Origin of the sequence: Fibrobacter sp., from assembly GCF_045131395.1 — a bacterium.
Classification (GTDB): Bacteria; Fibrobacterota; Fibrobacteria; order Fibrobacterales; family Fibrobacteraceae; genus Fibrobacter.
In genome coordinates this window covers 115362-136092 of the sequence record NZ_JBGUQY010000004.1, presented here as the reverse complement: position 1 = coordinate 136092, position 20731 = coordinate 115362, and the positions used below count along the sequence as shown (strand labels likewise).

The 20731-nt window shown below is 52.5% G+C and carries 17 protein-coding genes; 13 read left to right on the top strand and 4 right to left on the bottom strand.

The window, feature by feature from the left end; all coding sequences use genetic code 11:
* Positions 1-16 precede the first annotated feature (16 nt).
* The 9 genes from ACJMNB_RS02885 to purT all read left to right on the top strand — a co-directional run bounded on the left by ACJMNB_RS02885 (position 17) and on the right by purT (position 12342).
* Positions 17-1192 (top strand): FtsW/RodA/SpoVE family cell cycle protein, encoded by a 1176-nt coding sequence (locus tag ACJMNB_RS02885; protein ID WP_405338806.1) that lies wholly within the window; start codon positions 17-19, stop codon positions 1190-1192.
* A complete protein-coding gene (gene murG, locus ACJMNB_RS02880; RefSeq protein ID WP_405338804.1) occupies positions 1189-2259 on the top strand; it encodes an undecaprenyldiphospho-muramoylpentapeptide beta-N-acetylglucosaminyltransferase in 1071 nt (356 codons plus the stop codon). The genes ACJMNB_RS02885 and murG overlap by 4 nt, the downstream gene beginning before the upstream one ends.
* Complete coding sequence (murC, locus tag ACJMNB_RS02875) at positions 2259-3641, top strand: UDP-N-acetylmuramate--L-alanine ligase (RefSeq protein WP_405338802.1); 1383 nt, start codon at positions 2259-2261, stop codon at positions 3639-3641. The genes murG and murC overlap by 1 nt, the downstream gene beginning before the upstream one ends.
* An 18-nt stretch (positions 3642-3659) precedes the next feature.
* Entirely contained in the window at positions 3660-4502 is an 843-nt protein-coding gene (locus tag ACJMNB_RS02870) for a cell division protein FtsQ/DivIB (protein ID WP_405338800.1), read from the top strand.
* Entirely contained in the window at positions 4495-5736 is a 1242-nt protein-coding gene (ftsA, locus tag ACJMNB_RS02865) for a cell division protein FtsA (protein WP_405338798.1), read from the top strand. The genes ACJMNB_RS02870 and ftsA overlap by 8 nt, the downstream gene beginning before the upstream one ends.
* Positions 5737-5771: 35 nt before the next feature.
* A complete protein-coding gene (ftsZ, locus tag ACJMNB_RS02860; RefSeq protein WP_405338796.1) occupies positions 5772-7418 on the top strand; it encodes a cell division protein FtsZ in 1647 nt (548 codons plus the stop codon).
* 334 nt (positions 7419-7752) lie between these two features.
* Positions 7753-9306 carry a hypothetical protein gene (locus tag ACJMNB_RS02855; RefSeq protein ID WP_405338794.1) on the top strand — a complete coding sequence of 518 codons (1554 nt, stop codon included), beginning with the start codon at positions 7753-7755 and terminating at the stop codon, positions 9304-9306.
* A 45-nt stretch (positions 9307-9351) separates the two neighbouring features.
* The gene (locus ACJMNB_RS02850) at positions 9352-11028 is read left to right on the top strand and encodes an FISUMP domain-containing protein (RefSeq protein ID WP_405338792.1); all 1677 of its coding nucleotides are present in this window, start codon (positions 9352-9354) and stop codon (positions 11026-11028) included.
* 129 nt (positions 11029-11157) lie between these two features.
* Positions 11158-12342, top strand: coding sequence for a formate-dependent phosphoribosylglycinamide formyltransferase (purT, locus tag ACJMNB_RS02845; RefSeq protein ID WP_405338790.1), 1185 nt, complete (start codon positions 11158-11160; stop codon positions 12340-12342).
* On the opposite strand, the gene ACJMNB_RS02840 is transcribed toward purT, so the two are convergent.
* On the bottom strand, positions 12339-13052 hold the full coding sequence (locus ACJMNB_RS02840) for an RsmE family RNA methyltransferase (RefSeq protein WP_405338788.1): 714 nt from the start codon (positions 13050-13052) through the stop codon (positions 12339-12341). The two genes, purT and ACJMNB_RS02840, sit on opposite strands and share 4 nt — an antisense overlap.
* A 36-nt stretch (positions 13053-13088) precedes the next feature.
* Between ACJMNB_RS02840 and ACJMNB_RS02835 the strand changes: the two genes are divergently transcribed.
* Together ACJMNB_RS02835 and ACJMNB_RS02830 are read left to right on the top strand one after the other, a co-directional pair.
* Positions 13089-13883 (top strand): HAD-IIA family hydrolase, encoded by a 795-nt coding sequence (locus tag ACJMNB_RS02835; RefSeq protein ID WP_405338786.1) that lies wholly within the window; start codon positions 13089-13091, stop codon positions 13881-13883.
* A 20-nt stretch (positions 13884-13903) separates the two neighbouring features.
* Entirely contained in the window at positions 13904-14872 is a 969-nt protein-coding gene (locus tag ACJMNB_RS02830) for a hypothetical protein (RefSeq protein ID WP_405338784.1), read from the top strand.
* An 82-nt stretch (positions 14873-14954) separates the two neighbouring features.
* Here ACJMNB_RS02830 and ACJMNB_RS02825 read toward each other — a convergent pair whose 3' ends face one another.
* The gene (locus tag ACJMNB_RS02825) at positions 14955-15650 is read right to left on the bottom strand and encodes an FISUMP domain-containing protein (protein WP_405338782.1); all 696 of its coding nucleotides are present in this window, start codon (positions 15648-15650) and stop codon (positions 14955-14957) included.
* 85 nt (positions 15651-15735) lie between these two features.
* The gene (locus ACJMNB_RS02820) at positions 15736-16542 is read right to left on the bottom strand and encodes a phosphatase PAP2 family protein (protein ID WP_405338781.1); all 807 of its coding nucleotides are present in this window, start codon (positions 16540-16542) and stop codon (positions 15736-15738) included.
* A gap of 56 nt (positions 16543-16598) precedes the next feature.
* On the opposite strand from ACJMNB_RS02820, the gene ACJMNB_RS02815 reads away from it, so the two are divergent.
* Entirely contained in the window at positions 16599-17558 is a 960-nt protein-coding gene (locus ACJMNB_RS02815) for an ArsR/SmtB family transcription factor (protein ID WP_405338779.1), read from the top strand.
* Between the two features lie 262 nt (positions 17559-17820).
* The gene (locus tag ACJMNB_RS02810; RefSeq protein WP_405338777.1) at positions 17821-20424 is read left to right on the top strand and encodes a hypothetical protein; all 2604 of its coding nucleotides are present in this window, start codon (positions 17821-17823) and stop codon (positions 20422-20424) included.
* Positions 20425-20503: 79 nt separating this feature from the next.
* On the opposite strand, the gene ACJMNB_RS02805 is transcribed toward ACJMNB_RS02810, so the two are convergent.
* Positions 20504-20713, bottom strand: a complete 210-nt coding sequence (locus tag ACJMNB_RS02805) for a hypothetical protein (protein ID WP_405338775.1) — start codon at positions 20711-20713, stop codon at positions 20504-20506.
* Between the last annotated feature and the right edge of the window lie 18 nt (positions 20714-20731).

Sequence of the window (20731 nt, the reverse complement as noted above, 5' to 3'; positions counted from 1 at the left end):
TAGGACTCACGAAGGAATGGAAAACACAGTCGCAAATACCGGCATGAACAAGCTACTCCTGGTAGTAGTGTTGGTGCTGATTTGTTTGGGCGTGCCTATTGTCTATACGGCATCGGCCCATTTCGCTGTGTCCCATGGACTTCCTGCAGAATACTACTTGCAGAAGCACTTGATCAAGGCCGTGTTCGGCTTGATTCTGATGCTTGGCCTGGCTCGATTCCTGGATTACGGTCATTGGGTCTGGCTTGGTCGCGTGACCTTCTTTGTGGGCGTAGTCCTTACGGTGGCGGCCCTGGTGGCTGGTCACGGCGTCAAGGGCGCAAACCGCTGGATTTTGGGCATTCAGCCCTCTGAAATCATGAAGCTCGGCATGCTGATTTGCATTTGCGGAAAGTTCTCCCAGGCTGGCGATAACATCAAGAGTATCGCTTGCACCCTGGTGCAGCCGGGTATCTTCTTTGGCATTACGGCGTTCCTGCTGATTATGCAGCCTAACTATTCCATGCTCATGATGCTTTCGATGATCGTGATTTGCGTGATGCTGACGGCTGGCGTAAACTACAAGTACCTGGCCATTACCATTGGCGCCTTGATTCCGCCGGGAATTGTCATGCTGCTTTTGACTGGGCATTCGAGCAAGCGTATTCATGCGTTCATGGCTGCCGAAGGCGAAATGGCCGCTTCTAACTGGCAGGGTGAACATGCCTTGCTCGCTTTGGGTAACGGCGGTTTCTCGGGAACGGGCTTTGGCTTGGGCGTGCAGAAGTTGGGATACTTGCCCGAAGTCCATAAGGATGTGATTTATGCGGTGGCCGGCGAAGAGTTCGGGTTCATGGGAACCTTCTTCTTGTTGGCTTTGTATGCGGTTTTGTTTGCGCAGGGCTTCAAGATTGCCCGCCAGTCTTCAACCCGTTTTGGAAAGTACCTGGCCGTGGCTCTCACGTTCTCGCTTTTCTTCAACTTTTTGGTTCACGTCTGCGTCTGTGTGGGACTTTTCCCCACGACGGGCCAACCTCTCCCGTTTATCAGCTTCGGCGGAACCAATTTAATTTACAGCTGTGTGGCAGTGGGAATCCTGTTGAACATTTCTAGACCCAATACGGGCAAGATGATCAAGGAACCGTATATGAGCGGAGCCTCGCTGGAAAGCAGTGCCTACAGAAACTATGAATTTTCAAGGAGTGGCGTATGAAAAAGTTCCTTTTCGTATGTGGCGGTACCGGCGGACATATTTTCCCGGCCGTAGCCATTGCAGATAGCCTCAAGAAGATGGGCGTAACTGATATTACTTTTGCGGGCCGTAAGGATTCTATGGAAGAACGCCTTGTGGCTAAGGATTGGCCCTACGAATACATTTCGGCCGTCCCCCTGCATCGTGGACCGTTCCTCAAGAATTTGGCACTGCCCTTCAACCTGTCCAAGGCTTTGGTTCGCGCCAAGAGCGTGATTAAGAAGGTGAAGCCCGATGTAGTTGTTGCTACCGGTGGCTATGTGTCGCTCCCCATCGTGCTTGCCGCAGGTACCGCAGGCATTCCCGTTTATCTGCAGGAACAGAATGCCGTGGCCGGTGTCGCCAACAAGGTGGGCGCCCGCTATGCAAAGACCGTCTTTGTGACTTCGGATGATGCCGCTAAGTATTTCCCCGCCGAAAAGTGCATGATTTTCGGAAACCCGGTCCGTGAATTGCCCGTGGGCGATTCCCTTGCACGTCCTGCTGAATTTGCTCCGGGCAAAAAGGCCGTGTTTATTGTGGGTGGCTCCCAGGGTGCTGTGGGCATCAACAACAAGATTGAAGAAAGCATCAAGACCATTGCTGCCCGCGAAGATGTGTCCGTGGTGTGGCAGGTCGGCGTCAAGAATGTGGAAACTATTAATAATCGCATTGGCGAAGTGAAGAATGTGGCTGTTCGCGGTTTCTTGGATGGCATTTACGCCTACATGAAGCATGCCGACCTGATTATCAGCCGCGCCGGTGCTTCGGCTTTGGCCGAAATTCTTGCCTTCGGCAAGCCCTCGATTCTTTTGCCCTTCCCGCATGCAACCGCTAACCACCAGGAACATAACGCCCGCGTGGTGGAAAAGGCTGGCGCTGCCCTTGTGGAACTGGATGCCGAAGAAAATCACCTGTGGGAAAAGGTGGAACAGCTCTTGGCTGACGAAACTCGTTTGAATTCCATGGCTCTCGCGGCTAAGAAACTCGGAATGCCCGATGCTGCCGACCAGATTGCTCGTGTGATCCTCTCTAAGGAGAATGATTAATGCAGATTAATGATTGTAAGCGTGTCCGCAAACTTCATTTTGTAGGTATCGGTGGCGCCGGTATGTCCGGTATTGCCGAAGTGCTTCACGACAATGGTTTTGTGGTGAGTGGCTCCGATACCGGCGAAAGCCAGGTGATCGATTACCTAAAGGGCCTCGGCATTAAGGTGTTCTCGAAGCACGAAGCCTCTAATGTGGAAGACACGGACTTGGTGGTTTATTCTTCTGCGGTTCCGCATGACAACCCGGAACTGGTAGAAGCCCGCAACCGCCGTATTCCGGTGATTCGCCGTGCCGAAATGCTGGGCGAACTCATGCGCATGAAGTACACGCTTTCCATTGCCGGTACTCACGGCAAGACCACCACGACTTCTATCGTGGGCCAGATTTGGGAAGAAGCTGGCCTTGACCCGACCATTATCGTGGGCGGTGTAGTCAAGGGTAAGGGCAGCGGCGCCAAGGTCGGTAAGGGTGACTACCTGATTGCCGAAAGCGACGAATTTGACCGCAGCTTCCTTTCCATGATGCCGTCTTCTGCAATCATCACCAACATTGACGCAGACCACTTGGATACCTACGAGAACATCGAAGACATCAAGGATGCCTTTGTCCAGTTCGCCAACAAGATTCCGTTCTACGGCCAGGTGATTGTTTGCTTGGATGACCCCAACGTGCAGCAGATTTTGGCTCGCCTCAAGAAGCCGGTGATTACTTACGGCTTTACTCGTCAGGCCAAGTACCGCGTGGATAACCTCCGCTTTGAAAAGGGTTACCCTGTATTTGAAATTTTGAACGACGGTGAAAGCTTGGGCGAATTCAAGCTCCAGATTCCGGGCCGTCACAACGTGCTGAATGCAACCGCCGCCGTGGCCCTCGCTATTGAAGAAGGCATCTCTGCCGATGTCGCCCGCAAGGCCTGCGCCGAATTCGAAGGCGTCAAGCGCCGCTTTGAATTCATCGGCGAAAAGAATGATGTGCTGGTATTCGACGATTACGCCCACCATCCGACCGAAGCGACTGCAACCTTGCTCGGTTTCCGCGATGCGTTCCCGGATCGCCGCATTATCGTTGCCTTCCAGCCTCACTTGTTTACCCGTACCCGCGACCAGCACGATGCCTTTGGCGGTGCCTTTGCGAACTGCGATGTGCTCCTGGTGACCGACATTTACGCCTCCCGCGAAAAGCCCATTGAGGGCGTGACGGGCGCTCTCGTGTCTAACAGCGCTTCTGACCGCGGCCATCGTGATTCCCGCTTCGTGGGAGACCAGCTGAACTTGCTGCCCATTCTCAAGAAGGAACTGCAGCCGGGTGACGTGGTGGTGCTCATGGGCGCTGGAAACGTCTGGAAGCTGGGCGAAAGAATTTTGAAGGAATGCCTGTAGGAATATTGGGAGAGAAGATTGACAGGTCGTAAAACCACATTGCTGGGCCGCCGTATTGGCACCAACGAGCGCCTGCGCAAACAGGAACGTGTTCGCAAAGTGAAACACGGTTTTGGATGCGTGTGGTGCTGGTTTAAGCGCCGTGGCTGGATTTTGGCCGTGGTTCTGGTGGTTCTTTCTGTCCTGGCGATTCACAACCGTTTCTACTTGCAGCGTTTCAACCCGCTGGAACTGCGTCACTTGCAGTATGTGGATATCGAAGGCAACCGCATGCTTTCTTGGGAAGACGTGATGCAGGGTGCCCAGGTAGAAACGGGCATGCTCATGTCGGAACTGAATGCCGATTCCGTGGAAGCGGCTCTGGCACAGCTCCCCATGATTTTGTCGGTGAAGGTGGAAAAGAAATTCCCCTCTTCGCTTTCTATCAAGCTCCACGAAACATCCCCGGTGCTTACGGTACTTTCGGAAGGTCGTGCAACGATTTACTCCGAAATGGGTTACCCCCTGCCGTATTCTGTGGCGACTGCCATGAGGCTCCCGGTTTTGGATGTGGCTTCCATGGAACACGTGAAGTCGGTAACCCAGTTCCTGGTGGAAATGCGCAAGTGCGATATGGAACTCTACGATCGCGTTTCGCAGGTTTCCTGGTCCGACGAGGATAATTGTATGAAGGTCTATTTCAGGGACGTGGGCTTTACCGCGCTCTTTAAGGACCGCGAATCCAACAAGGATCAGTTTACGCTGTACAAGTCCTTGGAAAATGGATTTGCAAAAGATTTGCTTTGTGCCGGTGAGGTCGATATGAGGTTTTTAGGCTTTGCCTATGTGAGAAATTATGATAAGAGGTGCGTCAATGGATGACAATAAACTGGACAAGAAAAAAGACGAATACATCTTTGGCCTTGACATTGGGGCTTCAAAGATAAACCTGTTCGTGGGTGTTTCCGAAGGCGAAAACGTTCGCGTCGTGGAATGCGGCGATTTTCCGCTGAAGAACGCAGACGATCTCGACTCTGTCGTGGAAACCTTGCAGCAGGCAGTCCAAGTCATTGAAAATACGACCCGTGTAGATGTACACGATGTCTATGTGGGCATTGCCGGTAAGCACGTGCGTTCCTTGGATACCCAGGGAATCGTGACGCTCCCCATGGGCGAAGTTCGCGAAGAAGACATCGAGAACGTAACGAAGCAGGCAAGTACCTTGCCCACCCAGGCCGGTGAAATCATCCACATTTTCCCGGGTGAATACTCCTTGGACGACGAAACCCATATCCGCAATCCGAAGGGCCGTTCCGGCCGTCGCTTGGGAGTGGATGTCCAGGTGGTGACCGCCCGCCAGAACGCTTTGCAGAATCTTGCCAAGTGCGTGAACCGCGCAGGCCTCAACGTGGCAGGTTTCGTGCTTGAACCGCTCGCAGCTGCCAGCGCCGTGCTTACCAATGACGAACGCGAACTTGGCGTTGCCCTTGTAGACATCGGTGCAGGAACTGCAGATATTGCCGTATTCGTGAACGATTCCGTGCGCTTTACCACCTCTATCGATTATGCCGGAAACGTCATCACCAGCGATATCAGCCGCTGCCTCAACGTGCCTATCGCTCTTTCCAAGGCCGAAGAAATCAAGAAGAAGTTCGGCACCTGTACCATTAGCAATCTTATCGAAGACGAATCCTTCCCGGTGCCCGCCGTGGGTAACCGCGGAGACGTATCTTGCTCTCGCAAACTGCTGGCCGAAATCATCACGGCCCGCGTGGGTGAAATTTTCTCCATGCTCAACGACCAGCTCAAGGCTCACAAGCTCGATGCCATCATTAACGGCGGTATCGTGCTGACCGGTGGCTGCTGCGCACTGGAAGGCATTGAAGATGTGGCTTGCAAGGTATTCGGAAAGCCGGCTCGCATTGGTCGCCCCAAGGGCATGAGCGGCATTCAGGAAGCTTACCAGAACCCCTCTTACGCAACGGGTATCGGGCTTCTGTATTACGCGAACAAGCAGTATCGCGAAAAGAAAAAGAGTGAAACGGGAACCCAGATCGCCGTATCTGTCAAGAAGGGCTTCCAGCGTTTCATCGAAATCATCAGGACTTATTTATAACAAACACCAACACTCAACATCAGGGAGATAAACACATGAGTGAAATCGATAACTTCAACTTCGAGGTAAAGTCTCGCATTATGGGCGAGGAACCATCCTTCAACAACGCCAAGGTCAAGGTGTTCGGCGTCGGCGGTGCCGGCGGTAATACCGTGAACCGCATGAAGCGCATGAACATTGAAGGTGTGGAATACTATTCCATCAATACCGATGCAATGGCTCTCGACTTGAGCCTTGCTGACCACAAGATTCTCATCGGCGAAAAGACCACCAGAAATCTGGGTGCCGGTATGGACCCGGAAATTGGCCGTAAGGCAGCAGAAGAAAATCTGGACGACATCAAGGAAGCCATGAAGGGCGCCGACATGGTGTTCGTGACCGCCGGTATGGGCGGTGGTACGGGTACGGGTGCTGCTCCGATCGTTGCAAACATCGCCCGCGAACTGGGTATCCTCACGGTTGCCGTGGTGACCAAGCCGTTCCGCTTCGAAGGTAACGCTCGTTCCTCTATCGCACAGGAAGGCATCAACGCCCTTCGTGCTGCTGTGGACACCATCATTGTTGTGGAAAACAAGAAGCTCTTGACTCTCCTCCAGGCCTCTAACCAGAAGGCTACCATGGATGAAGCTTTCAAGATGGCTGACGAAATTCTCGGTAACGCCGTTCAGAGCATCTGCGGCATCATGTTCCGTCACGGCCTCGTGCATGTTGACTTTGCCGATATCCGCAAGGTCATGCTCAAGGGTGGCTCCGCTCTCATGGGTACCGGTTACGCTCAGGGCGAAAACCGCGGTATCATGGCTGCTGACATGGCTCTTGCCTCTCCGCTCCTGGAAGACATCAACATCGAAGGAGCTTCTGGCGTTCTCGTGAACGTTGCCCACGGTGAAAACTACTCCTTGCTCGAACATAGCGATGCAATGGATCACATTTACGAAAAGGTCGGCGAAGAAGGTAATCCGAACATCATCATCGGCGATATCACTGACCCGGCTCTCGGCGACAAGGTTTGCATCACCATTATCGCTACCGGTTGCGGTGGCACTGCCGTGAACCAGCCCAAGGTCAGCTCCGCTGGCTTCGGTTTCGGTAACTTCACTGTTCCGCAGACCGCCCCGGCTTCTGCCCCGGTGCAGCAGGCTCCTGCCGCTCCCGCAACTGTTCAGCAGGCTACTCCGCGTCCGACCGGTTTCAACGTGTTCGATTTCCAGACTGTCAAGACTGACTCTCAGGAAATGTTCACCCGTCCGCAGTACACGCCCGCATCTCAGACGGCTCCTGAAGCTACGACTACTTCCATTCCGTCTCTGACCGAAACCTCCGTGATGAGATCCGTGAACGCAGCAATGTTCAATTCTCCGGAATTCAACGCTGCCGCTCCGGCCGAAGAAGAAGTGGTGTCCCAGGGTTCCGAAACTTCTGAATTCTCTGCAGTTGCCGAAGAAGACCGTATGAACGGTGGTCGTGGCGGTGTTGAAACTCCGTCTTACGATGCTCAGCAATACGATCTGCCTGCTTACGCACGCAATGCTGCTAATGGCGCTACCGTGACTATGGAACGCCCTGCTGCAACGCGCCAGGAAGTTGTTGAAGAACCCGTTGCCGCCGCTGCTCCGTCGGCTATCGACTTCAGCCTGCCTGCTTACCTGCGTAACAGGAACATGAACGCAAACAACTTCTAATGAGTCTTGCTGAAAGAATCAGCAAGATCTGTTCCGCGGCGAAAGCCCCGGTGGGTTTTGCTGAATTCCCCAAGAATTAAACACACACACAACGAGTGCGCGAGTGCGCACTCACCACAACACAAAAGGGTCACCTGGGACTCCCTGCCTGGGTGATCCTTCTTTGTCCGCAAAGCTCTATAGTTTTCATGAAAATGTGATATCGCTTTGCTCTCGCCTTCGCGCCCAACTTTCGTTTGGTCGCTACGGCTCACGGAATTTTTTTTCAGTCATTCTGGAGCCCCAAAGGGGCGACGGAATCCATACATTTCTTGATAATTTATACATTTGCTTTATGTTCTTTCGGAAGATTTTAGTTGCTGTTGCTTGTTTGATGTCCGTGGCTTTTGCGGAGTTTTCAGATTCTGCGGCGTACAAGGGCTATTTCCAGATTGGTACTGATTTCAATTTTGGATTTAACGGTGGCCCGACAGACCCGACCTTTGCTGTGGATACCGTGGAGCGTTATGGAAACAATTGGCGCGGGCTTCGCGTGCCTCTTGAAAATGCCCGTAGCTACGAAGAACATATCGAACCCTTTTTCATGCTCAGCTTCCGTGCGGGCTACAAGGATTTCCATTTCTTGATGGAAGCCCCGCTCCGCAAGGATATCGAAGCCTGGTACGATAGCGACCTCAAAACCAACTTTACCTACAAACCCAGCGAATTAGACATTGGCGTGCCTATCAATGCCTACGCCTTGTGGAATAACCCGGTGGGCTATGTGCAATTGGGCCGCTTTGACCCCGACTTGAAGGTTTCTCCGAACGACCTTGCATTGGGCGGCGCTCCTTACCATGATGGTTTGCATTGGAAGTTCAAGGCCGGTATTTTCCGCTATGACTTCTTGGTGTCATCTTTGAATGCCTGGCTCTTTGACGATGTCCCGGGCGCTGCGGACGAAGCGGGCTGCGTTTATCCGAAGGGTTCCGAAGCGGCTGAGCAAAAATGCCCGGAACACGGCAAGCAGGCTAGTAACCAGCGAGACCGCATTTACGATGACAACGTGAAAAATCTCGTGTATCACCGCATCGGTGTTGAAACCTCTCACTTTTGGACCTACGTTATCGAAGAAAGCATGGTGGGCGGCAAGGAGTTGGAGTTCCGCTCCATGAACCCTTTCATGTTCCTGCACAACAACTTTGCGGGAGGCTACACCAAGGCGGTGACGACTCTAGAACTCGGCTTTACTCCGATTCGCGGCGCCAAGTTCTATGGCCAGATCAACATGGAAGACATCAACAGTCCCGTGGGCGAGGATGACGACAAGGGCACCAACCGCAGCATGATTAGCTACATGGCGGGCTACTATCAGGAAATCCCGACTCGCCGCTACGGCAATTTCTCTTGGCGCTTCGACGTGGTGCGCACAGACCCATTGCATAACAACGGTCGCTTGCCCTTGCTGGAATATTCTAGCCGCCGTCTTTACCGTAGTAACTACCGTGAACAGGATGACCCCGATTATGCGGACATGCTCTTTGTGGATTATCCCATCGGTTACCGCCGCGGCTCCGACGCATTGGATATGTGGCTTGATCTTGGCTGGAAATGGGGGAGACATTCCTTCAAGATGACGCTTGCCTGGCTGCAGCAGGGCGACAAGGAACTTTATACCGATTACGATGTCGCCATCAAGGAAGAAAAGGCCCCGTCGGGCGTAAAGGAATCGCAAACCTTGGTGGATGCGCTCTACTCGCTACAATATAACAGCTGGTTCGGCATTTACTTGGGTGGTGGCTTCCGCAAGTACGACAACTTGGCTCACGACAAACACGAAGACGGTGCCGATGGCTGGATCCGTTCCGGCATCAAGATGACCTTCAATCCGGTCGACAAGAAGTTCTAGTTTTTTTTATTAGATTTGCTCTCACAAATTTTTGGGAGAAAATCTATGGGAAAATATCTTGTTCCTCTGTTCGGTGCAGCTTTGTTCTTTGCTGCATGCGGTGATGATTCTAATACCTCTTCTACCAATGCAATCGCCGAGACTGTTTCGGCGTTTGAAGATATCGGCGAGTGCGATGAAGATGCCGTGGGCAAGCTTGTCTATGTGTCCGATTCCGTTAAGGTATTCGCTTGCACCGATGACGGCTGGTCTGCGATTTCCGGCGTAGCTGTCAGTGGAAGCAACGGAAGCGATGGCCATGATGGATCTGATGGAAAGGATGGCTCTGACGGCAAAGACGGCTCCGATGGAAAAGATGGCAAGAACGGAACTAACGGCAAGGACGGCACTAATGGAAAAGATGGCACCAATGGTAAAGACGGTGCTGACGGAGTCTCTTGTACGGTTTCCGCTTTGGCAGATTCTTCTGGCTACAAGGTGATTTGCGGTAAGGATTCCGTGGGCGTGTTGAAAAACGGTGCTAAGGGCGAACCAGGTGAACCTGGCACTCCTGGCACTCCTGGCACTCCTGGTACTCCGGGTACTAATGGTACCAACGGCACGAATGGAACATCTTGCACGGTTTCCGAAAATAAGGAGATCAATGGTTACGATGTTTTCTGCGGCGAAAAGAAAGTCGGAGAACTGAAGAACGGCAAAGACGGCACAAATGGAACCAACGGCACAAATGGTACGAACGGTACCAATGGTTCCAATGGCGCAAGCTGCAAGATTGCTAGCGACAAGGATGGCGTTGTTCAGCTCCAGTGTGGCGAGGGCGAAAATGCAACGACGACAAAGCTTTACAAGGCGATGTGCGGCACGCAGCCTTATGACCCAGAAACGAGCTTGTGCAAGGAAGGACAAGTTTATTTCAAGTGCGGTAATGATACTTATGATCCTAAAAAAGAATTCTGCTACGAAAATCAGAAGTATGATTTCTGCGAAAATGACGAATATAATCCGTCTGAAAAATTCTGCGTTGATAACAAACTCTATGATCTTTGCAATGGCTCGGACTATGACCCGGTAGAGTACGAATGCAAAAACGGAGTTCCTGTTCAACGTCCTGATGTATGTGGTGGAATTACCTTTGATCCTGATTTGGCTTTCTGCGCTGAGTTTACAACGTCTGGAACAAAAGTAAAGCAGGTTTATAAGAAGGTTACCATTACCATGTTGGATGATCACGATTGGGTAAATGTGGTGTATTCAAAAACCTGGATGAAAGAAAACTTGAAATATGATACGGAAGGAGGCTATTGTTATAAGAATACAGCAACAAATTGCGACAAGTATGGAAAACTCTATACATGGGATGCCGCCAAGAATGCATGCCCTGATGGTTGGCATTTGCCGAGCAAAGAGGAATGGGAGTACCTTTTTAAAAGTATAGGTGGTATTGGATCTGCGGGTACAACCCTTAAGGATTCGCTAGTTTGGAATGGTATGGATTTATATGGCTTTAGTGCTCTTCCTGGTGGTGAGTTTATTTCGAGTGTATCAGATTATAGATATATTGGGGATAATGGGGCTTTCTGGACATCTGATGCTGATGGTAAGTCCAATGCGTATGGCGTTCTTTTCGCTACCGATGTAAATAAAGCTGTTATAGAAGCTCACTCAAAGAACAATCTTTTTTCAGTTCGCTGCATAAAGGATGAAAACCTTGTGACGGAATAGTCGCAAAATCCATTGAATTCTCAATGAAGCTCTGCTCCGGCAGGGCTTTTTTACTTGTCATGCCCGCCACGGAGCGGGCATCTCCTGTTTTGAATAGTTATATTTTGATGGAAAATCAAGGAGTATTTTATGGCTGAAATCGGTACACCTCTAAGTTCTAGTGCAACCAAGGTCCTGTTCTGTGGAGCAGGCGAACTGGGCAAAGAAGTTATCATCGAAATGATGCGTCTCGGCGTCGAAGTGATTGCCGTAGACCGTTACGCCAATGCTCCCGGTATGCAGGTGGCTCACCGCAGCCATGTCATCAACATGCTCGACGGTGCCGAACTTCGCCGCGTGATTGAACTGGAAAAGCCGGACTACATCGTCCCTGAAGTGGAAGCCATTGCGACCGACACGCTTGTGGAAATGGAAAAGGAAGGCTACAACGTCATTCCGACGGCCAAGGCCACCAAGCTTACCATGAACCGCGAAGGTATCCGCCGCCTGGCTGCCGAAGAACTCGGCATCAAGACCAGCCCCTACCGTTTCGCCGACAACTTTGAAGATTTTAAGGCGGCTGTCAAGGAAATCGGTATTCCTTGCGTGATCAAGCCGGTCATGAGCTCTTCGGGCCACGGCCAGAGCGTCATCAAGACCGAAGCCGACATCCAGAAGTCCTGGGACATTTCCCAGCACGAAGGCCGTACGGGCCACGCCAGCCGCGTGATTGTGGAAGGCTTTGTGCCCTTCGATTACGAAATTACTTTGCTTACGGTTCGCCATGTGGCGGGTACCAGCTTCTTGGAACCCATCGGCCACCATCAGGTGGGCGGCGACTATCAGGAATCCTGGCAGCCGCAGCCGATGAAGCCGGAACTCCTGGAACAAGCCAAGGTGATTGCAAAGAAGGTGACCGACGCTCTCGGCGGTCGCGGCATCTTCGGTGTGGAACTCTTCGTGTGCAAGGATGAAGTCTTGTTCAGCGAAGTTTCTCCGCGTCCGCACGACACCGGCATGGTGACGCTCATTTCGCAGGACCTTTCTGAATTCGCCTTGCATGCCCGCGCCATTCTCGGCCTCCCGATTCCGAATATCGCTTTCCATGGCCCCAGCGCCTCGAAGGCTATCGTGGTGGACGGCAATTCCGACCACGTGAAGTTCGGCGGCTTGGAAGAAGTTCTGGCAGAACCGGATACGGGTCTTCGTTTGTTCGGTAAGCCGGAACTCAAGGGCCACCGCCGTCTGGGCGTCCTCTTGGCTCGTCGCGATACCGTTGAAGAAGCCAAGGCTCAGGTCATGGCTATGCGCGAAAAAGTCAAAGTGACTCTTTAAAGAATCTTTCCGAGCGCAATGACTGCGGCGGTGCGTGCACGCAAGCGTGTATTGCCCAAATTCAGCAAGTGGACCTTCCCGTTGCGGAAGGCCTTTATTGCTTCTATCTCCCGCGGAGAGAATCCGCCTTCGGGGCCGACCAGCAGGGTGACGGGCGTTGCATCGTCCGAACCGCTCAAATCCAGATGGCGTTCACCATCGATATCGCAGAGAATCAAGTCACCCTGGTAGGTGGCGAGCCACTTGTCGAATTCAATAGGGCCTTCGATGTTTGTAATCCAGGCTTTCTTGGACTGCTTCAGACTCACGAGGCTCTTGAGCTCGGCGCGGCGCACCGTTTTCTTCAAGTCAGAATTCTTGGGTTCCTGCGAAAAGTCCGTGCGCAAAAAGATAATCTTGTCGATTTCGGTTTGCGCCGCATGGAATACGACTTCTTCCAAGGCGTCGTCCTTGAGGCACGCGATTCCCAGCGACACCTTGGGTCGCGGGCGCTCCGCCTCAATCACTTTGTCCACCCGAACAACGCAGGCCTTTGCGTCGGCCACCTCGATGACTGCGTCAGCGAAGTGCCCCACGCCATCGGACAGCTGCAAAACATCGCCTTCGCACGCCCTGCACACGCGCACCGCGTGGCTGCTTTCGTTTTCGTCAAGCGTGATATTTCCAGTCTGAATTAGGGGGCAAAAGAAACGGCTGTCAGGTGTTTTCATGCGCCTAAAAATAAAAAATATGCTATATTGATTAGCGTGAAAACCCCTGTAAAAGCTGTTGTATTCGATCTCGACGGAACTCTTTACCTGAGTGGCCGCCCTTACCCGAAGGCGGTCAAGACGGTTTGCCGTGTTGCCAAACAGGTGCCTGTCTACTACTTGAGCAACAATACCAGCAAGTCGCCGGTCTTCTACGAAAACCGCCTCAAGGTCATGGGTCTCCCGCTCACTGACGATGCCATCATCTCGGCTTTGTACCTCTCGCTGGACGCCATTCACGAAGAAGGCATCAAGAACGTGTTCTTCTTTGCAAACCCCGAAGTTACGGAATGGTTTGCCGCCCAAGACCCGACGCTGAACCTGCGTCCCGATGTCAAGGACACCGAGCTGGTGCTCATTGCCTACCATAACAGCTTCGACTATCGCGAACTTTGCGAACTGTCTTTCCGCGTGCAGCGCAAGATTCCGTTCTGGGTCACGCACACCGACTTTGTCTGTCCCGATGCCAACGGCCCCGTGCCCGATATCGGAAGCTTCATGGCCCTCCTTAAGACGGCCTACGGTGTAGAACCGGAACGCAGCTTCGGAAAGCCGAACCCCGCCATGCTTTCGGGCCTTTTGAAAAAGTTCAAGCCCGAAGAAATTCTGTTCGTGGGCGACCGCCTGTATACCGACTTTGAACTGGCCAAGCGCAGTGGCTGCCGCTTTGTGCTCCCGCTCTGTGGCGAAACCAAGCAGCAGGATTTGGACAAGCTGGCCGAGAAACCCGAGTTCGTGGTGGACATGGTAAGCGATATCGATTTTGAATCCTTCTTCAAGGGTGAAATCTGATTTAAAAAAATGGAGAAAATATGATTAAGAAAATTGCTTTAGCCCTTTTCCCCGCTATTGCACTGGTGGCATGCGGCGATGATGATTCCGGTTCTGGCACAATCGATTTCGAAGATTCGTTCGAAATGGTGTTGAACAAGGCTTCCTACGAGTACGATGACGAAGATTCTACGTTCAAGTTGATTAAGCCGGTTTGCAAGGTGGAGCGTCCGGGCAACTTGATGGGTCCCGAAGATGTCGATGAATGGGATACCACTACTTACAAGGCCCGCGAAAAGAAAGGGTTCATCACCTTGACGCACGATAAGGAAGAACTCAAGTTTGTGCTTGACAAGGATGGATCGTTCCCGACGGGGCTGTGGACTTGGGATGTCGAGGGTAACGGCTCGAAGAATATATACGATGCCGTCCGTCTTGAGAAGAATGGCTTGCTCAAGTCCGTTATCCGCTATGACGGCGTCTGCCTCATGAAGGATTTCTATTCGCAGCTGAGCAAGGAAAACGCCGCTATTTCGGATATGGAAAATTCCTTTGTCAACTTCTACAAGCTGTTCTTGCAGAACGACAAGGCCTACTCCGAAAGGGACATGCTTTCTGATGTGCGCGCAGTCGATTGCGATGAACTGTCGTTGTTCAGCGGGCTTCTCTCTCTCAAGGTGTCTGATTTCAACGAATCTTCTGGAACGATTTCGGTTGGGTTTGAAGAACGTACCTGCGACATCATGTTCCAGATGCGCTATGCCTACGACCAGGATGATTGCGAAGAAGCTTACGAAGACTTCAGGAACGATCGCGATGCTGCCAAGGAATTCGATTTCGATAAGTACAGCTTTGACGTCACCTACGATGGCGACAACGGTGCCTACTGTCTGGATTACCTGGTGGTTCAGCTGAAGGAAGAAAAAGGTATTCCGACTCGCAGGACTGGCCTCAAGACAAAGGACTTCGCACGCGGAATCGTGAACCTGGTGATTGGCGGACTTAAATAAAAAAGTCATGGCGGATAGATCCGCCATCCATAAAGCAAAAAAGGCTCCCTTGCGGGAGCCTTAATATTTTTACGGGTAAACGTTATCGCAGGTCAGCAACGCAGCGCACGTAGAGACCTTTAGAAAGGCTTTCATCGGTGCGGTTGATGCTGCGGCCGGCGCTACGGAATTCCCAGGAGCGGGCGGTATTCTTCTTTACCTTGGAGGCAGACCAGTAGTGACCGGTATTATCGCCTTCGCAGTAGCCGTCCCAGTCCTTGCAGCCGCCCTTGCCCAGGTTGTTCCAGTCAAGCTTGGACTGGTCTTTCTGGTAGTCGCGCCATTCGCCGTCGTTGGGGAGGTGCCAACCGTTGGGGCATGCCTTGGAGGCTTCCTTGTGGCTGTAAAAACGTCCGAATTTCTTGCAGTTGCCTTCGTCTTCCAGCAGGCACTGCTTGGGGGTAGAAAGGCTAAAGGAAAGGTTGTTCTTCATCCATGCCTTGTCGCCCCTGATTTCAACTTTGTAAATCTTGCCGTCGCGGGTATCGGTGAGCGTGCTGCCGTCTTTAGAAATATGCTTGCTTTCGAGAGCCATGGCGAAAAGTTCTTCTTCGCTCAGGTTTTGTTCGGGCTGTTCAATCTTCGCGGCCTTACTCTTGTGCACCAGGTGTGTTTTCTTGGCCGAAACCTTGGTCATCTTGTGCATGCCCATTTTGGCGGGGGCAGCAAAGCTTGTGCCGCAGCAGATGGCTATGACGGCAGTTGCTGTAACCAGACGATTGAAGTTGATTCCGAACATTTCACACACTCCCTGAGGCATTTTGTTTCGCCTACACTTTTGAATATATACAGGAGTTTTTGAAAGCGAATCTTACAATTTTATGTTATATCCAAAGTGTGATGCCGGCAACACCCGGCCCAGCCCATACTGAAAAATTTTCGTTACGGTCGAGGTGCATTTCAAGGATTCCGAGGCTTACGCCCGTACCGACTAGAGCTCCGACGACCACGTCCGTAATGTAATGTTTACCTGCCGCAATGCGAAGGACGCTTTCTAGCGTGGCCAGCGAATAGGCGCTGGCTCGCACGATTCCTTTGTAGGGGGAATTCGGATAAGCGGTCCTGAACCATTGGTCGGTAAAGGTGGCTACGGTAAAGGCGGCGGTGGCGTGTCCCGAAAAGAAGGATCCGTAAGCTTCGGCTTTTGCGTTTTCGGCCTTTTCACGACCTTCGCCATCTTCGGCGTACATGTAGGGCCTAGGCCAGATTTCAAAGGAACGAAGGGCGAGGTTGATTCCGTTTCCGATGCCGATGGCCTGGAAAAACATCAGGGTGAATGTGGCGAATTCTGTTCCGCTGGAGCTTCCGTCGTGCCAGGCGATGCCTCCTACTACCAAAGGGGCCACTGCGAGAAGGGAACCTACGTCGCTTGCCTGGTCGGCTGCCTTGCTGTAACGCCCGGCCTGGGGCTTGTCCCAGGGTAAAAGTTCGTCTTTGTCTTTAAGGGGGTCGGAAGAGTCCATGCGGGAATAAAGGAACATGCCCGTCCCGAACATGCCAAGAGAGGTCAGGGAGATTGCAAGGTCGTTTTGTAAGTCGAGTTTGTATGAGGGGCGCCCGCTATCGCTTGCCTGGGCCAACCCCATGAGTAGTAGGGTGGCTATAATCAGTGACCTTTTCAAAATCCTCATACAGCCGTCAAACTAAAAAAAATTATATTGCTTTAAAGAAAACGTACGGAGTTTTTGTGTCTAATTCTACCAATTTGCGTGATTTGGGTCGTGAACCGATTGTCCCCAGCATGGACCTTTTTGGAGCCATTTCTGACGAAATGCGCCTCAAGATTTTGTTGCTTTTGGACCAGGCTGAATTTACGGTCAACGAAATCAAGGACATTCTCGATATTCACCAGAGCAACGCTAGCCGACATTTGGCGAAGCTTTCGGCATGCAACTTGCTGAAGGACCGCCGTGACGGTATTAAGGCCTATTACCGCTTGAGCGAGGAACTGTACCTGAGCTCCCGCATGCTGACCATGATCCGCGAAGCCTACGAAGAACTCCCGGACAAGGACATTCTCAAGTGTCGTGCCGCCCAGGTGCTGGAAGACCGCACCGACAAGACCAAGGGCCAGATCCATAAGCTGGACCAGGCTGGCGGTAGCCTCAAGGCTCAAATCAGCCTGTTCAGCCAGCTCATGAATCCCTTCGAAAACGCCGTGGACGTGGGTTGCGGCGAAGGGGGAGACCTGACGCTCATGCTGTGCAACCGCTGCAAGCACGTGACCGCCCTCGATTGCGACCCCAAGGTGATTTCGGGCCTCCAGAAGATCTTGAAGCAGAAGAATATCCAGAACGTGTCGCCCAAGGTGGCTGACATGGTCAAGACCGGTCTCCCGGATGACTTTGCCGACCTGGTGCTTATGAGCCAGGTGCTTCACCATGCCATGGATCCGCGCCTTGCCATCAAGGAAGCCGTTCGTATTCTGAAACCGGGTGGAACCCTTGCCCTGCTGGATTTGGCTCAGCACAAGGAAGAATCTTTCCGTACCACCCACGGACATATTTGGCTTGGCTTTGATCGCAACCAGTTGGAATTCTTCGTGAAGGAATTCAACTGCAATGTGGTTTCCAGCGAAATCATTCCTAGCGAAAACGAGGTGGACAAGAAACTCCCCGTCATTTGCATGATTTTAAAGAAAAAGTAAAAATACCATTGCTTTCTAGAAGAAAATTGTATATCTTATAGAAAAAATCGCTAGGAGCATTTTATGGGAAAGATTATCAAATATGTTGCCATTGCCGCTGCATGCATCATTTCGGCTTTTGGCGTGTATTGCCTTGTAAAGTATTCTTCCGTCGACAATAAAGACGAAGAGTAGTTTAAAACAACATCTTTTTTAACGAGGACGGCTGTATTTCCAGCCGTCTTTTGGTGTATCTGCAAGGCTGATTTACTACATTGTTGGCATGAATTTCTTAAACAAGAAGCCTGCTTTCTTTGTGGCGCTTTCCGCCATTTTCCTTGGAATTTTGCTGATCGTGTTCCGCGATTTCGCCTTCGACAGCAACCAGCTCATGCTCAACAGTGACCAGCTGAACGGTATCGGTAGCCGTATCTTGCGTGCCGAAAGTGCCGTGGTCACGGAATGGGACGATTCCCGTTTGGGCGGCGTGCCCACCATCGACGCCCTGTTTGCCGATGTCTACCATCCTTTGGTATGGGTGCAGTTCCTGATGGATCCGGCCCGTGCCGTGGGCTTCAAGTTCATTCTGACCTTGTGGGTCGCCTTCATGAGTGCCATGGCTCTAGCCTGGAACCTCACAGGTAACCGCTGGTGGGCTGGGCTTCTCGGTTTCTTGTACGCCTTCTCGCCGGAATTCTTTACTTACCTGTATGGCGGTCACGACGGTAAGATGATGGTCTTTGCCATTGCCCCGCTTGCCTTGCTTGCCATCCGCAAGGTGGTGCGCACGGGTAGCATTCCCTACATGATTGTGCTTGCCCTCTCGGTGGCCTGGATGATTCTGGGATCCCACTTGCAGCTCACTTACTTGTTCCTGTGGGGCGCCGGCCTTTATACGCTTTACGAAGTTGCCTTCCATTGCGATGCCCTGAAGACCCGCGGCAAGCGCTTGGGTCTTGCTGCAGTGGGCCTTGGCTTTGGTCTTGCGCTCTCTTGCTTCCAGATTGTGCCGCCCTACATGTACACCACCACGCAGTCGGTGCGCGGTGACGATAGCCATACCAATTACGGCCACGCCGTGAGCTGGTCCTTGCATCAGGAAGAAATGGCCCAGATTCTTTTGCCGGGCTTTGTGGGCGTAGACGTTTACGAACAGAACGAAAAGACGGGTGACTTGGAAGGTTCCTCTTTCGTGAGCTTCTCCATGGATGAATACCGCAAGCTGCAAGGCGGCTCGCCCTTCTATTGGGGCCACAATGCATTCAAGCTGGACCACAACAATGCGGGCGCCTTGCTCACCTTCCTTGGGTTCCTTTGCCTGTTCCTCCCTGGCAAGCGCCGCTATGCCGCCTTCTGGGGCCTGGGCGCAGTTGTCGCTTTGAGCTATGGCATGGGTGACCATTCTCCGCTGTTCAAGCTGTGGTACAATGTGCTTCCCGGCGTCAAGAACTTCCGCGCTCCGGGTATGGCCCTGTTCTGGTTGCCGCTGTTGCTGGTGATGATGGCGGGCCCGGTTCTCAAGGCCTTGACCGCCGACGGCAAGACTCCCGAAGAAGCCGCCGAAGCAGAAGATAACCGCCGAGCCCTGTTGCATGGTTCGGCCATGTACGGCGTGCTCCTGGTGCTTGCTCTGATTGCCCGCTTTGCCTGGACGACCTTTATTGGCCCCGTAGGCCTGGTGGTGATGATTCTTTATGCCGCCCTCTGCCTCGGTGTCATGAGTCTCGATGACCAGAAGAAAAAGCTTACCGTTGCAAACTTGACCGAAGCCTTCCAGAAGGGACTTCCGGGCACTCCGCGTGCACTGCAGGCCTGCATCTTTATCGGCTTTGCTTACCTGGGCGTGATGCTCATGAGTGGTCAGAAGCTCTTGGAAGATTCCGTTACGGCTCCCTACTTCAAGCCCCTTAACGAAATCGTGATGAACGCGACTGCCGGTAAGGTGATTCCCAGTTTTGTACTTGTGCTGGTGATTGTGGCGGTGACCTTGTTCGTTGCCAAGTGGAAGGCTCCTGTTGCCCATAAGGCGGGCGTGCTTGCCCTTGCTGCAGCTGTTGAGCTATTCTTCATTAACGGCGCGTTCATCCAGAATGTTCCGGCAGGCGAATACTTGCAGCCTAACAATGCCGTCGTGGCGGCCATCAAGGCTCCTTACAAGGCCGATTCCTTGAATACGCCTCGTGTGCTTTCTCTTTCCCGCAACAAGGCCCTGGGCGGAAACGCTTTCCCTCAGTACCACTTGCGCAATGCGGATGGTATCCATGACAACGAACTGGCTAGCTACCGTGCTTTCCGCGGCGGCCAGAACGATGCGAACTTCTTGCTGAATATCAACGATCCCGAAGCGGCCCATCCGTTCCTTGACCTGATGAACGTGGGGGCCATCATTTTCGATAGCCGCCAGGGTACGACTTACATGCCTATTCCTACGGCCATGGGCGAGGCCTACCTTTATGGCGAAGCCGTGGTGATGGATGACGACAAGGCGATTGAATCCCTCAAGAATGGCTTTGCTTACCGCGAAAAGGTTATTTTGTCCGAAAAGCCGTCCCAGGGCGGTAAGGGCCCGATCCAGGGTTCTGCAAAGCTGATTGCCAGCCCCAAGATGGACACCCAGGTGTTCAGCGTGAAGGCTGACCGTGCAGGCTTCATGGTGGTGGCGGGTAACTATCACCCCTACTGGAAGGCTTACGTAAACGGTAACGAAGTCAAGGTCTACAAGGCTTTCGGTACCCTCCGTGCAGTCGAAATCCCGGCCGGTAATTCCGAAGTCCGTATGGAATTCCGCAGCGTCCCGTTCCACAAGACGATTTGGGTGAGCCTGGTGGCCGCCTTGGCACTTGTGGCCCTCGGTGTTGTGTCCTTCGTGCGCAGCAAAAAGAAATAAGTCCAGCTTCGCGCTGAACTTACCGAAAAATTTGTCCCCGGTTATGCCGGGGCTTTTTTATAGAGACGCTTGTAATCAATTAGCGCTGTCCGCGGTTATCGGTACCGCGGGGCGTTTTTAGATAGTAGATCACGCACGGGATGATGATGCTCAGACAGTAGCAGGCGCTCATGAAGTGGTTGAAGGAGTCGCTCATGTAAAGGTTTTCGGGAACGAGGAAGGCGTTTACAAGCATCAAGATGCCAGCGACAATGGCTCCGACCAGAATGTGTGCGATAAGTTTGCTCATACCTTGAATGTAGTATTT